The following is a 15100-nucleotide window of genomic DNA, read 5'->3' on the forward strand; positions in this document are numbered from 1 at the left end:
AGCGACAGTAGCCAGGCAAAGTGACTGCGCTTTTGCACCAACTCTTTGAAACGCGGGTTATTTTCAATCTCTTGATAAATGTTGTCATTCATCAGAGTCTCTCCTTTGAGGCATTAAATAAGGTGCCGCCCGGAGGCGGCATAATTTACGATGGCGCTTGCATTGATTGTTTTTCTTCCAGTAATTTGTCGACGACACCCGGATCGGCGAGTGTTGAGGTATCCCCTAAGTTGCTGGTATCACCTGCGGCAATTTTGCGTAGGATCCGGCGCATGATTTTGCCCGAACGTGTTTTGGGTAATGAATCGGTCCAGTGCAAGATATCGGGGGTGGCGATTGGGCCAATCTCTTTACGTACCCAATTGCGCACCTCGGTATACAGCTCAGGCGTGGGCTCTTCACCGTGATTCAGGGTGATGTAGGCATAGATAGCCTGTCCTTTGATGTTATGCGGAACTCCAACAACAGCGGCTTCGGCAATTTTTGGGTGTGAAACTAGCGCTGATTCAATTTCAGCAGTACCCAAACGATGGCCTGATACGTTCAGCACATCATCAACCCGGCCTGTTATCCAGTAGTAGCCATCTTCGTCACGGCGAGCGCCATCACCACTGAAATACATGCCTTTAAAAGTAGAGAAGTAAGTCTGTTCGAAGCGGTCATGATCGCCAAATAGGGTGCGGGCTTGCCCGGGCCACGAGTCGGTGATGACCAAATTACCTTCGGCGGCACCTTCTTGCGGGTTACCCAGGTTGTCTACCAGTGCCGGTTGAACACCAAAGAATGGGCGAGTTGCAGAACCTGCTTTTAATTCGGTAGCCCCTGGGAGGGGCGTTATCATGAAACCACCGGTTTCAGTCTGCCACCAGGTATCAACTATCGGGCATTTGCTGTTACCGATTTTGTTGTAATACCATTCCCATGCCTCTGGGTTAATCGGCTCCCCAACTGATCCCATGATACGCAGCGAAGTTCGTTTCGTGCCTTCGATGGCTTTGTCACCTTCGGCCATTAAGGCGCGGATGGCTGTGGGGGCGGTATACAGAATATTGACCTGATGTTTATCAATGACCTGGCCCAAACGATTGACGCCCGGATAGTTCGGCACACCTTCAAACATTAAGGTAATGGCACCGCAAGCCAGTGGGCCATACAGTAAATAGCTGTGGCCAGTTACCCAACCCACATCAGCAGTACACCAGTAGATATCGCCAGGGTGGTAGTCAAAGACATATTTAAAAGTCAGCGCCGCATAAACCAAATAACCACCGGTGGTATGTAATACCCCTTTCGGTTTACCGGTAGAACCGGATGTATAAAGGATAAACAGTGGATCTTCCGCATTCATTTCTTCCGGTGGGCAGTCGGCCGAGGCATCTTTAATCAGGTCATGCCACCACAGGTCTCGTCCATCTTTCCAATAACTGGCATTGCCGGTTCGTTGGAATACAACAACATTTTTGATGCTGGTAATCGCCGGGTTTTTTAGCGCTTCATCGACATTTTTTTTCAGTGGAATTGCGCGACCAGCACGGATGCCTTCATCGGCAGTAATCACCAGTTTTGAGTTAGAGTCGATAATTCGGCCAGCGACTGCATCCGGTGAGAATCCGCCAAAAATCACTGAGTGAACCGCACCAATGCGGGCACAAGCTAACATTGCAACGGCCGCTTCTGGCACCATTGGCATATAGATAGCAACAACATCACCTTTCTTGATGCCCAGCTTTTTCAGCACATTAGCGAACTGGCACACATCATGATGAAGTTGTTTGTATGTCACGGTTTTGGACTGATTAGGATCATCGCCTTCCCAGATTATCGCAGTTTGATCACCGCGCTCAGCCAGATGGCGGTCCAGGCAGTTTGCTGCAAGGTTCAACGTACCATCTTCAAACCAGCGGATACTGACATGACCGGGGTCGAAAGAAGTATTCTTCACCGTTTTATACGGTTTAATCCAATCAATAATCTTGCCATGTTCACCCCAGAATTCATCAGGGTTCTGAACCGATTGTTGATAGTATTGATGATATTGTTCTGGGTTTATCAGGGCATGCTCTGCAATTGCAGTTGGAATAGGGTGCTTATGTATTTGGCTCATCATCATTCTCCTTGAGATTGTTAATGATATGTCAATCAAAAGTTAATTATAGTGTGAGGAGATGTTTTGTTTCTTTTTTGGGCGACAGATCACGCATAAAAGATGTTGATTTAGAGACTTACTTAATGTGCTGAGTGGTGAATCGATATCTTAATGATAGAAGAGCTGCCATCTGACCATGCTATAAAGGAAAGGAAATGTGGGCATTAGCTCATTTTTCGTGCGAAAAGAGGATATTTATAGACCGACAAAGAGGAGAGTATTCACTCTACGTGATTAACACCCTGCGGTATTAATGGTTAACCAAAAAAAGGAATATTCATTTACCACGGAAGAGGAATCATTATTTTAATATCTTCCTGTAATGAAAAATATGTATATATTCTATAATGAAATATGCATTGTAAAATAAAAAATGAACGGCATAAATATGCATTTTAATGTTTTTATTTTTTTAATTTTTCCTTGAGAATTTTCTCAAAAAAACTGTCTTTGGTTGCGGAATATCCAAAATAAGCGGAAAGTTACTGCAAGTGCTCATTAACAAAATACAAACAAAATAAACCATAAAACAAAACATAATTGTGAATTATGCAATAATTTAATTTCGCTCATTTTTCCTACTGGCCAGTTGGATGGTTATTTGTCATTGATGTATTTTACTTTTTTAATAACAAATGTTTACTGATAATTAGCGATTACTCTGGCTGATTTCCAGCACGAGTGCGATGTAGGCTTAGTGTAAACAAGGCTTGCAGAGGAGTGCCTAGAAATGATACTGATTTATAACGTGGACGGCTGACGGGAGGCTGGACCATAAGGTTTATCAACTATAGCCCCGTATTTAATGATTAAGTATTCTATTTGAGATGCTTGGTAACTTGCATTTTATAGAATGCTTTGAGGAATTTTTAGGGTATGAAAAGTGTAAAAATAAGTCTGGCCTGGCAAATACTCATTGCACTGGTGTTAGGTATTTTGGTTGGTGCAGTTTTGCATAACCAAATTGAATCAAGAGAATGGTTAGTTAATAATATTTTAAGCCCTGCGGGTGATATATTTATCCGCTTAATTAAAATGATTGTAGTGCCGATCGTTATTTCAACCTTGATCGTCGGTATTGCCGGTGTTGGTGATGCGAAGAAGCTTGGGCGAATTGGCCTGAAAACCATCATCTATTTCGAGGTTATCACGACCGTTGCCATTATTGTCGGGATCACCTTGGCGAATGTGTTCCAACCAGGACATGGCATTGATATGTCAGCGTTGACCGTGGTTGATATCTCTCAGTACGAAAAAACCACCGAACAAGTACAAAGTGGTAGCCACAGTCTGGTCAGCACTATCTTGTCGCTTATCCCTGCCAACGTCTTTGCCTCTATGGCGAAAGGCGATATGTTGCCCATTATTTTCTTCTCAGTGTTGTTTGGTTTAGGGCTCTCTTCATTGCCAAAAGAAACCAAAGAACCACTGTTGAATGTGTTTAAAGCTGTATCTGAAAGCATGTTCAAAGTCACACACATGATTATGCGTTATGCGCCGATCGGGGTGTTTGGTTTGATCTCGGTGACAGTCGCCAACTTTGGTTTTGCATCGCTTATTCCGCTCGCCAAATTAGTTGTCCTGGTTTATGCCGCTATTCTCTTCTTTGCTTTAGTGGTGCTGGGTACCGTGGCGAGATTATGTAAGTTGCGTATTTGGACATTGATTCGAATTCTGAAGGATGAGCTGATTCTGGCCTATTCTACGGCCAGTTCTGAAACCGTATTGCCGCGAATTATCGAAAAAATGGAAGCTTATGGCGCGCCAAAAGCGATTACCAGCTTTGTTGTACCAACCGGATATTCATTCAATCTGGATGGCTCGACGTTATACCAAAGTATTGCGGCTATATTTATTGCCCAACTTTATGGCATTGAGCTGTCAATCGGGCAAGAGATTATTCTGGTGCTGACGTTGATGGTGACTTCGAAAGGTATCGCCGGTGTTCCGGGGGTCTCTTTTGTTGTATTACTGGCGACATTAGGCAGCGTCGGTATTCCGTTGGAAGGGTTGGCCTTTATAGCGGGCGTTGACCGTATTTTGGATATGGCGCGTACTGCACTGAATGTGGTGGGGAATGCATTAGCTGTGTTGGTTATTGCCAAGTGGGAACATCAGTTTGATCATAAGAAAGCCAAGGCTTATGAGAAAACATTGTTTGCGCCAAAACAAACACCGGTTCAAAACTAATATCAGTTCAAAACTAATATCAGTTCAAAACAAACTATCAGGTTTTCTATTACCCGTTAAAGCCCCCTGTTGGAGAGAGACCAACAGGGGGCTTTATTGTTCTTTAATGATACGACATAACATGTTGATAATTTACTCGCATTATTCATTTAAGCCTAAACGGTATGACCAGTGAATCAGTTCTGCGACTTTGTGCACATCCAGTTTTTTCATCATATTAAGGCGATGGGTTTCAACGGTCTTCTGGCTGATAGAAAGCTGAGTCGCGATAATACGATTACACGAACCTTCGGTGATCAGCTTTAATATTTGCCGCTCACGTGGCGTTAAAATGGTTTGATTTGTCTCGCAACCTTGGGTCAATTTACTCAATAAAGTGCTATTGAGCGCAGGATCAATATAGCGCTTACCCGCCGCCACAGTTTGAATAGCCGCCATCAAAATTTGTTGTGGGCTTTTCTTCAGAACATACCCGAGCGCACCATTATTGAGTGTTCGACTGGCGTAGTGCTCTTCATGACGAGCAGTCAATGCTAAAATCTTCATGCTTGGCCAGCGGCGAAGAAGTTGAATAATGACATCAAGGCCATCCATACCGGGTAAGCCTAAATCGATTATGACAATGTCTGGCTCGGTTTGGCGACATAAGTTATACACATCCAACCCATTCTCCGCTTCACCGACTATCTGATAGCGTGGAAAAGCTGCAAGCATATTTTTAATGCCATTAATAATCAGCTCATGATCGTCCACAATTAATAATTTTGTATTCATAAAGAGATTCCTTTACCTGATGATTTAAATGGCTTCATAGGGGCTTCATAGGGGCTTCATAGGTGCTTCGTGGCCGAAATAACCAATGGATTATCTCGTCAAGGCGAGTGATATCTTGTTGTGTAATCCTTTCCTTTGCTTCAATGGCTATTTCCAACTGAATAACCGCTTCTTGTAATTCGATTAATCCTGCTTGCCCGGCACACCCTTTTAGAGTGTGAAGATGGTCCGATAAGGCGGGAATATGAGTCAGAGAATCTCTTGTCAGTTGCAGTAATTCTTGCAGTGATTTCCATACGTTAAGACGCAGTGTGCTGTCTGCCAGGTTCAATAATGGTTTGCCGGTGGTTATTTGCGGAGTGAGATTAATCCCACGTTCGAGTTGAAATTGTGCCGTCAGATCCAAGACTTCTGCGAGTTGATTGAATGTCACGGGCTTAGAAATATAATGGTTTATCCCTGCCTGATAGGCCCTTATTTTTTCATCTGGGTTAGTATTCGCACTCAGTGCCGTTATCATGCAGCGGTTATCTAAATTGATCGTATCATTACGCCAATGCTGGGTTGCTGTCAGGCCATCCATGTCTGGCATACGAATATCCATCAGCACCAGATCAAAATATTGCCGTTGCCCGATATGCAGCGCAGCTTCGCCACTTTCAGCCAGCGTAACCTGATGCCCCAGTTGTCGCAGCATCATGCCGGTAATATCACGATTAGTTTCTGCATCGTCGACGAGTAATATACTCATATGCCAGGGTTGCAGTGGAAGATGATGTTGTATTTCTTGCTGGCAAGAGGGCGCGTCCCCCTTATTATCTAGATAGTGTTTTACCTTGGTATATAAACGACCCGGGAGGTAACACAATTCTTTATCAGCGAACAACTCCTGTGGCAGGCTCACCGATTTATGATTCATTGGTTGGCTGGTGATTCCCCAAGCAGATAATTGTACCTGTAACGATGAGGGGGATGCATAGCATTCGTCCTTAAAAGGCATTACTGGATTGGCCCCTGTAAACGGCAGCGTTAATGAGAAACGGCTGCCACAGTTGGGTTTACTGTAAAGTGTAATGTTTCCTCCCATCATTTTTGCCAGATTATCTGCAATAGTCAGCCCCAGGCCAGTCCCTTTCCCATGATCATAAGTTTGAATAAAGGGGCGGAATATCTTCTGTTGATGCTCTAAATCAATCCCGCAGCCGCTATCCGCAACGGTAAAGCAGAGTTGCTGACCTTTGCGTTCAACAGTAAGACTAATGTGACCTTGCCGCGTAAATTTAACGGCGTTACCCAATAAATTAACCAGAATTTGTTTTATACGCTGGCTATCCAGCTCAATTTCCAGTGGTACGTCTGAACTGACATAAGTAGAGAGAGCGATCGGTTTATTTGAGACCTGACTGTGTATGGTTAACATGGCCTGATCCAGTAGAGGTAATAGCGCTGTTTTCTCCTGCGACAAAATTAATTGACCGGATTCAATACGCGAGAAGTCCAGAAGGTTATTGATTATTGCCAGCAACGAATGTGAACATTGGCGCGCGGTCTCTGCTAATCGATATTGTTCCGGTGCCAGGGGGGTATTTTGTAATAACTCGACGGCACCTAAAGCCCCATTTAAAGGGGTTCGGATCTCATGACTTATGGTGGTCAGATGTATACTTTTGCGATGATTGGCTTGTTCTGCGGCCTGTTTTGATTTCGCCAACGCCAGTGTGCGTTCTTTAACTTTCATTTCTAATGTGTCGTATTGCTCATTCAAATTATCCAATAAACCATTGTAGGCTCGAGCAATATGACCTAATTCATCCATACGTTTAACGGGTAATCGTGGCTCCATAGCTTGTGGCCCAGTGGATCCGATAATATTGACGAAATTCCATAATGGAATGGCCAGGTAATATCGCAGTAATAGAGACAGTGCTAAGGTAAGAAGCAACAAAATAACCAGAGCAAAGGGGAGTTGATGTAATGCGGGTTTTGCGGCCTCCCAAGCGAACCCTATCCGTGGATAAATCACTAATTGCTGCCAGCCGGGGCCTTCTAGCTGAGTTCTTAGTACCAAATAATCGGGTGTTTGTTGCCAACCATCGTGTAAGTGAATATTTTTCAGTTGACGGACGATTTCATATAACTGATTTGACGGTATATTCTGTTGAGAAAGAGGTAATAATTTACCTTCGTTATCCAGTAATAAATTGATATCCCTTTGTTCAAATGATCGATTGTTAGTCACTAACTCATTCAGTTTTAACGAAAATCCCGCTAATGACCCCATTTGATCACACGCAGCAACAGAAACATGCCAGCCACTATCTTGAGTATAAGTGGGCATTCCCCAAAAAATATTATTGTGAGTCGGGAATATGGGAAGCAAAAGTAACTCTTTGCGCCGTTGTTTCAAATAATCGCTGGATACCTTTTGCGGTTTAAATACAGTCATTCCATCATTATTTTTAATTGTAAAACTATCAAGGTAATAGGTCTGACCTGACGTGCCGTAAGCTTGTTTTATCTGATAACCATGTTTAGATTGAGTGGGGGAACAGGTTATCGAGTTAATAAGAACATTGTTTTTTACACTCTCATTCTTGATTGGTATGGGGATCCCCCTGCTCATTTGATTATGATCCTGACGATTGATCAATGAAAGAGCATCCCTTTCAGCGCCTTTAAATTGGTAATTACTTAAATCTGCCCGTAATGATGCCATGTGTGTTAATTCATTCACCAAATGTTGACGCGTGTCCTCATATGAGAAGAATGCTGTCATGACAATTGAAATTAACCAAATAGCCGTTAAGGTTATACCCAGTAATAGTGTCAATCGAGTGACGAGTGATGATGATTTTTCCATAAAGTCACCTGACTGTTTTTTTTAGTACGCCACAGCCAAAATTTGATATCAAGAATTACACTGATTTCATTACTACTCGTTATAGATTCATTTAATTCCAAAAATAGGTAAATCAGGTTTTTGACCTATAACAGAGATTTAAGAAAGGAGGATAATTGAAGCGTGGTATTGCCGGAGTAACAGCCAATGTTAGAAATATTGAAAACACAGCCTCTCATCAGAAATATTGATTTTTCAGATGCAAATATTATGTACTTTACGCTCAATGGGATTCCAGCCAAGGCGATGGATTACGACCATTCTATTTGTATTGGCATTGTTTTTATTGAAAAAAAAATGATATCTGATACAGCGATTCATTATATTTCTCTTATGCTGGTGGCTCTTGAGGACACGCAGGATTTTTCATTACAGCTTAAGGGGCGCTATTGGTGGCTTTGGTGCCGATGCACTATTGATGATAAGAGTCAGGGGTTATCAATAAAACTAGAGCAACTTAATGATTTTATTAAAATACTAACCTCATTTTCAACCACAATGAACGCCCCTAAATCACGAATATTAGACGCACAAATAATAGATGCCAATAGGGTTCTTCCATGAGAAAAATTGCCAGTCTACTATTGTTGTTTTTCATATCAGAAGCCTACGGAAAAACAATCCCCTGGCAAGGTGACCCTTTTTTTATTTATAGTCGGGGTATAATGGTTTCCAGTTTATTAAAGGATTTTGGCGCGAATTATGGTATTCCCATCATGGTTAGCTCGGAGATAACTGAAAAGTTCAGTGGCAAAATCCACGATAAAACACCAGAGCAAATATTGGCAGAATTTGCAAGGTTATATAATATTATTTGGTATTACGATGGCGATATTCTCTATTTCTACAAAGCCCAATCAATCAAAAGAGAGTTCATATCCCCAGGGGAGTTATCGACGTCGGCCTTGATAAAATATCTCAAACAAAGTGGTGTGCCTGCAGATAAAAACTGTGCTGTGAAGGTTGTTTCTCGCCTCGATGCTATTGAAGTTACAGGAGTACCTATCTGTATTGAGCGGGTGACTTCACTCACTACAATGCTTGCTTCTCAAGTTAGCAAGCAAAAACAGAATAAAGAAATAGTGAAAGTATTCCAGTTAAAATATGCATCTGCGGCTGACTCTGATTATCAATATCGTGATCAACAAGTTAAATTACCGGGTCTTGCCAGTGTACTGCGAGATATGAGTGCGGGGAATCATTTACCTTTGGCGGGAACAAAAGAAGCGGGGGGGGAACCGGCGAGTATGCCACTTTTCTCAGCAGACCCTCGGCAAAACGCCGTTATTATCCGTGATCGCCAAGCTAATATGCCGCTCTATAGCAGCTTAATTGCACAGTTGGACCAGCGACCTGTCCAAATAGAAATTTCTGTGACGATTATTGATGTTGATGCCGGCGATATCAGCCAGCTTGGTATCGATTGGTCTGCATCTACATCGATTGGTGGCACTGGGGTTTCATTTAACAGTGGGGAGGCAGCACCTAATTCAGATGGATTCTCCACTGTGATTGGTAATACTGGAAACTTTATGGTGCGTTTGAATGCCTTGCAAAAGAACTCACGCGCCAGAGTTTTATCCCGACCTTCAGTGGTTACCTTGAATAATATTCAAGCTGTACTAGACAAAAATGTGACTTTTTATACCAAGCTCCAAGGCGACAAAGTGGCAAAACTTGAATCAATAACCTCAGGTTCATTATTACGAGTCACACCAAGAATGATTGATTCAGACGGTGTGAAAGAAGTTTTGCTTAATCTCAATATTCAAGATGGCCAACAGCAGGCACCGCTCAGTAGTCGCGAGCCTTTACCTGAAATTCAGAATTCAGATATTTCGACTCAAGCGACATTGCGGGTTGGACAAAGTTTGCTCTTGGGGGGATTCATTCAAGACAAACAAATTGAATCACAGAACAAAATTCCTTTATTGGGTGATATCCCTTTACTCGGTGGATTGTTTCGCAGCACCAATAAGCAATCTCACAGTGTTGTCAGGTTATTTCTAATCAAAGCCGTACCGGTTAATACAGGGGAATAACATGGCGGTACAATTCAAGCTTCGCCTATTGAGTGGTGAACTCATTGGGCGCGAACTGACTTTGCCTGAGGGGATATTGACTCTGGGGGAACAGGGGTGCGATGTATTATTGTCATTGCCGCTAGGGCAAATATTGACCTTGGCAATCAGCGAGAGTCAAGTCATACTACAGTCACCAGACGCTGTTTGGGTTAATGGTTTTCGGCATGATTCACAACAACCGATTCCTTTACGGCAAGTGATTGAAGTCGCTGGTTTAGCCTTGGTTCTCGGCGAAGAAACGGATGTCTTAAACGCAATAAAAGTGGCTCGTCGCTCAGGGGGGCGTTTATTATTATGGCTATCTGTAGTCACATTTATGCTATTGGCACTGCTGCTGGTATTTATATTTTGGTTTACACAGCAATCGAATCGGTTGTTTGCTCAACTCCCTTTGTCTATTCCAACACAATTATCACAGCAATTAAAACAGCCATCTTTGGAGGGAATAAACGTAGCCTGGTTAGCGGATGGTAGCGTTGCGTTGAGTGGTCACTGTGCATCATCCTCAGCGGTTATTCAGTTGCAAAACTTTTTGCTTTCTAACCATATTCTATTTCGTAATCAGCTCGTTTGTGATGATCGACTGATTGCGAGTGTTATTGAGGTTTTGCGCCAATACGGTTATCAAGATATTGGGGTATCTGCCGGTAAGGAAACGGGGAATGTCACTCTCAATGGTGCTATTGAAATGGGCGCGAAATGGTTAAACGCTCAGAAAGCATTAGCCGCAATTAACGGGTTAAAAGGCTGGGTGGTGATTAATTCCCACGATGGTCAAATCCCACATTTAGTGGCGTGTTTAAGACAGTTGGGGTTGCTCGGTTATCTGAGTATGACGCAAAGTAATAAAGAAATTGTTATTAGCGGAGTGCTATCGTTGGATCAACAGCAGCATCTTGAAGAGACACTGGCGACATTTGCCCGGCAACCTGACGCATTCCCGGTGAAGTATCAGAATATCCCGATCTCTGATCAAACGACTCAACTTCTTCCCGCTGCAATTGTCAGTTACGGCGGAAATGATTATTCAAAATTTGTACAGCTGGCTAATGGAGTTCGTTTACAGCAAGGCGCGGTGTTGGATAATGGTTATAAAGTTATCTTGATCGGGGAATTGGGTATCTCACTGTTAAAATCTAATAACTTAGTGCAAATACCGATGGATTTTTAATGATAGGAAATGGGTGCATGCGGCATATAACTGAACTGGAAGATGATATCAAGTCTGAGTCACTATCTATTCAGCATAGAAAGGAATTGTTGATAAAAGAAAAGCTATTACTTATTCATCAGTTTTCTCTCCAGCAAACACCTGACAATTATAAACATCTGAATGATTTGATACTCGCATTGGGTAGCGCCGAAAAAATAATAGAAACTTTGGTTGTCCGTTATAAAAAATAACTTTATGCGCTGCTGTTTTTAAAAATAATAGAATAAATGTGAAAGACAGATAGGGTTTGATAATGCAAAATAACTTTAACAGATTATGAATGGATAAGGAATGATGGTATGAATATTAATGATCCTATTCCCTATGTGTTAGGTGATTTACAGAGCCGGTATAGCAAGTTAAAGTCTGATTTAGATAAGCTCAAGGTTTTTCAGCAGCATATTAAGTTGCTGCAACAGCGAGCAGACAATGATAGTCAAGCCAGAGAAACCCTATCGCGTTTAGATGAAGCTTTCCCCAGTGGTTTTAAAAAAGAAAAAGCCAAGATGATGGTGTGTATTTCGCAGATGAAAACACAGTTTAAACAATTAGAAACACAGTTTAAAAATATAAACACCGCAGAAGGTAAATAGCTCTCCCCTTAAATATCGTTAACCCTGGAGTGTAGGAGTGTCTATATGGCGACAAACGCGTATGTCAAGATGCCAAAATATTTTCCCATAGAAACGCAGAAACTCGATGGGAATGACATGGTAAAGAATGCCGCTTCCAATGAACTTAATGATTATGATGATATTTTCAGTATAGGATTAGCTGTTCTGTATTTAAATCTTGCTGTGCTTTCTAATATTGCCAGCACTTATTTTAAAGAGATGCAGCAGCGTTCAAAATATGCCAGTGATATTCAGGAAATGTCTAATCAAGTTGATGAGGTTATTGCGAAAGCGGCAACGGGAGATGATAAAACCAAAGAGCCGCTACCTGATGCAGTAATTTATTTTATGCGGAAAAATGGCATTACTGTTGATGGAATGAGTATTGATAAATATTTAAAGGAACATGGCCCAGAATTGAATAAAGGGCAATTACAAGCAGTGAAAGGGGCTTTAGATAATGAGAAAAGTCGCGCGACAGACACCATGAGCCAGGATCAATTACAGCTACAGAAAATGATGCAGAATTATAACGTTTGCGCTAATAACATCAGTACATTACAGGCAGGTTTAAAAGATTTACTGATGACAATTGCTCGTAATGCTTGTTAATTAAGCCGTGACGGTAGGGATGGTGTGAGATGAATATTCAACCCAGTGACCAGGTCATTAATTTTATGCGGCGCGGCGGTTCTTTCCGTATGTTAGCCAGAATGGACCCGCAAGATTTAGCATTGGTATATGAATACACCGTACAGCTATGCCAGGGCGGCGAATATGACAATGCCAAGCGATTATTAAATCTATTGGTACGGCTGGACCATTGGAATTTCTCTTATTGGCTGACTTTGGGATTGTGTTATCAGCAAACGGCTGACTTTCATCAAGCGATTTATTGTTTTAGTCGCGCAGGACAAATTCAGGTTGATGATCCCCGGCCATCCTGTTCTGCGGGGCAATGTTATGTCGCTTGCGGTAATAGAATCTATGCAGAAAAGGCTTTCCGAATGTCATTAAATTGGTGCCATTCGCATGCTGAATGGACACAAGTAAAACAGCAGGCTGAGCGTGGGTTAGCGGCATTATTACTGGAGGTGAGACATGTCTGATGCCATCGGCATTAAAGCAACCATTTTGAATGATTGGACCCTGGCTGGCGCGAATAAAAGCCCCACTTTATCACCCGTGAAACTACCGGACTGGCGCGGTATTGCTGGGTTACCTCTCGCAGTGGATGCCAATATAAGCTCACCCCATGTGTCGCAACAAAGCGCACAAGGAGCACTTGATCGTTTACTTATCTCTATACCACGGGCGGGTTTAATTGATGGAGGCAATGGCCGACTTTCGCTGGATAGATTAGATAGCACTGATATGCAACTCATCATGTCGATGGCCGCTAATCTGAACATTGGGCTTTTCTCTGGTTTATGCAAATCAATCGGCAAGCAAATGGAACGTGCGACGGATGTTCAGGCTTTTCTACGTGATAAACGCATTTCGGAATATCAAAAACAGATTGATAAAGCCGTTGAACAAGCAGATAAAGCTAAAAAAGCTGGGGTTTTCAATGCGATATTTGATTGGATTATTGGTGCCGCGGAGGTGGTCTATGGGGCGCTCAAAATTGCTGAGGGTATATTAACCGGCGATCCGGTTGCCATGACTTCGGGTATCGCTTATTTAGCTGCGGGCACCGCAGGTTTGGTTAAAGCCGCGGCTGAAACGGCGATGTTACTCGGGGCTTCAAAGGAGAAATGCCAAGAAATCATTGATGTTGCAGGTAAAGTTCAGCTGGGTTTTGAATGCTTTGCCATGGCAATTGACTTGTTTCAAGCTGGGCGTGCAATCAATGCTGCTCGAGCCATCACCAAAGGTAGCGGCGATGTGTTGAAAAAGGGAGGGGGTGAAGCATTGACGGATGCGATTAAGCGGGGGGCGACAGAGGAGATTGAGCAGTTGGCTGAGCAATTCGGCAAGGATGTCAGTCAGCAAGTCAGCCGTGATATCTCTATGAAAGCAATGGAAATAGAAATGGTTAGTGCCACTGATATGGCAGCTACGGCGGCTAAACAGGCGATTGAGGCGGAAATGACCTTGGTGCGTAACATGACCCAGTCTTTTACCCATGAGGGGATCGAAAAGCTGGTAGGCGGTGTCACGAAAAAATTGGCTGAGGATGCAATCAAGAAAGGGATAACGCTGACAACAGAAGAATTGAGCCGACAATGTACCAAAGCCATAATGAAAAAATCAGTGACAACAATTTTAAAAGATATTGCGACCTCCCCCTTATTGGTTATTCAAAAATGCAGTAGTGCCGCCGTGCAAATAAATAATGGCCAGCTATCTGTTCAGAGCGCAGGGCTGCAAAAAGAGATTCAGAAATTAATTCTTGATCAAGACTTCACTCAATTTATGGATGAATGGGTAGAGCGAAATAAGCAGAATCAACTTAAACAACTCAAAGAGACGTCTCAGGATGCACAAGATTCATTAACAAAATTCAGTGATACTATTCGACAGAATGGCATGTTGCAGATAAGAATTTCTGGCTCATTAATATAGAGAGATTATTATGAATATGACAGTTAATCATCAAATAACACTACCTGAGCAACATAACATTTCTACTGAAAAGAATAGTGGAGATGTGGGGCATAATGTTGAAGATATGATGTCTGATCTGTCCAATATTATTTTTCAAATGAACATTTTATTTAAAAAAATGCGTGACGTGCTTAATATCTATAATCAAAAGCAACAAGCGTTAGGTTGGGATATTCAAGTTAGTTCGATGCAGAATAGGCGTGATGCGATTGATAAAACGGCTGCCGGGGCCATTACCAGCGGTGTTTGTACTATTCTTTCGGGTGTGGTTAGCGGTGTGGGGGCGGTGGCCAGTTTAAAAGTAGGTGATATTGCCACCCATGGCGGCTCGGCGTTAGGGCAACTCGGGGCGGGTAGTGGAAAGTTGGTTGAAGGGAATAATACTCGTGAGGCAGATTTATTGCGCATGACCAGTGATCTGCAAAGCAGTGGAGCACAATCTTATAATAAGAATATGAGTGAGCTATCTGATAAAATGAATGAATCCCGACAAAATATAAAAGACTTGGGTAATTCTATAAATAATATAATGAGTCAAATCACCATGGCGGTGAAGTTATAATATATGAA

13 protein-coding genes are annotated in these 15100 nt (G+C 42.5%); 10 read left to right on the top strand and 3 right to left on the bottom strand.

All coding sequences use genetic code 11. The features are described from left to right. Positions 1 to 145: 145 nt before the first annotated feature. Positions 146 to 2104 (bottom strand): acetate--CoA ligase, encoded by a 1959-nt coding sequence (gene acs / locus ACNSO8_RS18090; protein ID WP_077175621.1) that lies wholly within the window; start codon positions 2102 to 2104, stop codon positions 146 to 148. 918 nt (positions 2105 to 3022) lie between these two features. Here acs and gltP point away from each other — a divergent pair. Beyond that, the gene (gene gltP / locus ACNSO8_RS18095) at positions 3023 to 4336 is read left to right on the top strand and encodes a glutamate/aspartate:proton symporter GltP (protein WP_418395433.1); all 1314 of its coding nucleotides are present in this window, start codon (positions 3023 to 3025) and stop codon (positions 4334 to 4336) included. 141 nt (positions 4337 to 4477) lie between these two features. Here the strand turns inward: gltP and ACNSO8_RS18100 are convergent, their stop codons facing one another. Together ACNSO8_RS18100 and ACNSO8_RS18105 are read right to left on the bottom strand one after the other, a co-directional pair. Next, on the bottom strand, positions 4478 to 5110 hold the full coding sequence (locus tag ACNSO8_RS18100) for a two component system response regulator (RefSeq protein WP_418395434.1): 633 nt from the start codon (positions 5108 to 5110) through the stop codon (positions 4478 to 4480). Between the two features lie 34 nt (positions 5111 to 5144). Further along, a complete protein-coding gene (locus ACNSO8_RS18105; protein ID WP_418395435.1) occupies positions 5145 to 7970 on the bottom strand; it encodes a two component system sensor kinase in 2826 nt (941 codons plus the stop codon). A 186-nt stretch (positions 7971 to 8156) separates the two neighbouring features. On the opposite strand from ACNSO8_RS18105, the gene ACNSO8_RS18110 reads away from it, so the two are divergent. The 9 genes from ACNSO8_RS18110 (at position 8157) to ACNSO8_RS18150 (ending at position 15092) form a co-directional block, all read left to right on the top strand. Next, positions 8157 to 8573 carry a hypothetical protein gene (locus ACNSO8_RS18110; RefSeq protein ID WP_418395436.1) on the top strand — a complete coding sequence of 139 codons (417 nt, stop codon included), beginning with the start codon at positions 8157 to 8159 and terminating at the stop codon, positions 8571 to 8573. After that, complete coding sequence (locus tag ACNSO8_RS18115; protein WP_418395437.1) at positions 8570 to 10051, top strand: EscC/YscC/HrcC family type III secretion system outer membrane ring protein; 1482 nt, start codon at positions 8570 to 8572, stop codon at positions 10049 to 10051. Before ACNSO8_RS18110 ends, ACNSO8_RS18115 begins: the two co-directional genes overlap by 4 nt. A gap of 1 nt (position 10052) precedes the next feature. Beyond that, positions 10053 to 11264, top strand: a complete 1212-nt coding sequence (sctD, locus tag ACNSO8_RS18120) for a type III secretion system inner membrane ring subunit SctD (protein WP_418395438.1) — start codon at positions 10053 to 10055, stop codon at positions 11262 to 11264. A 17-nt stretch (positions 11265 to 11281) separates the two neighbouring features. Next, the gene (locus ACNSO8_RS18125; protein WP_418395439.1) at positions 11282 to 11497 is read left to right on the top strand and encodes an EscE/YscE/SsaE family type III secretion system needle protein co-chaperone; all 216 of its coding nucleotides are present in this window, start codon (positions 11282 to 11284) and stop codon (positions 11495 to 11497) included. A 108-nt stretch (positions 11498 to 11605) separates the two neighbouring features. After that, complete coding sequence (locus tag ACNSO8_RS18130) at positions 11606 to 11899, top strand: chromosome partitioning protein ParA (protein ID WP_418395440.1); 294 nt, start codon at positions 11606 to 11608, stop codon at positions 11897 to 11899. Positions 11900 to 12016: 117 nt separating this feature from the next. Beyond that, entirely contained in the window at positions 12017 to 12532 is a 516-nt protein-coding gene (locus ACNSO8_RS18135; RefSeq protein WP_418395463.1) for a chemotaxis protein, read from the top strand. Between the two features lie 29 nt (positions 12533 to 12561). After that, positions 12562 to 13029, top strand: coding sequence for a SycD/LcrH family type III secretion system chaperone (locus ACNSO8_RS18140; protein WP_418395441.1), 468 nt, complete (start codon positions 12562 to 12564; stop codon positions 13027 to 13029). Next, positions 13022 to 14488 (top strand): type III secretion system translocon subunit SctE, encoded by a 1467-nt coding sequence (sctE, locus tag ACNSO8_RS18145; protein ID WP_418395442.1) that lies wholly within the window; start codon positions 13022 to 13024, stop codon positions 14486 to 14488. Before ACNSO8_RS18140 ends, sctE begins: the two co-directional genes overlap by 8 nt. A gap of 10 nt (positions 14489 to 14498) precedes the next feature. After that, positions 14499 to 15092 carry a chemotaxis protein gene (locus ACNSO8_RS18150; RefSeq protein ID WP_418395443.1) on the top strand — a complete coding sequence of 198 codons (594 nt, stop codon included), beginning with the start codon at positions 14499 to 14501 and terminating at the stop codon, positions 15090 to 15092. The last annotated feature ends 8 nt before the right edge of the window (positions 15093 to 15100 follow it).

This window comes from Yersinia sp. LJYL362, assembly GCF_048323875.1.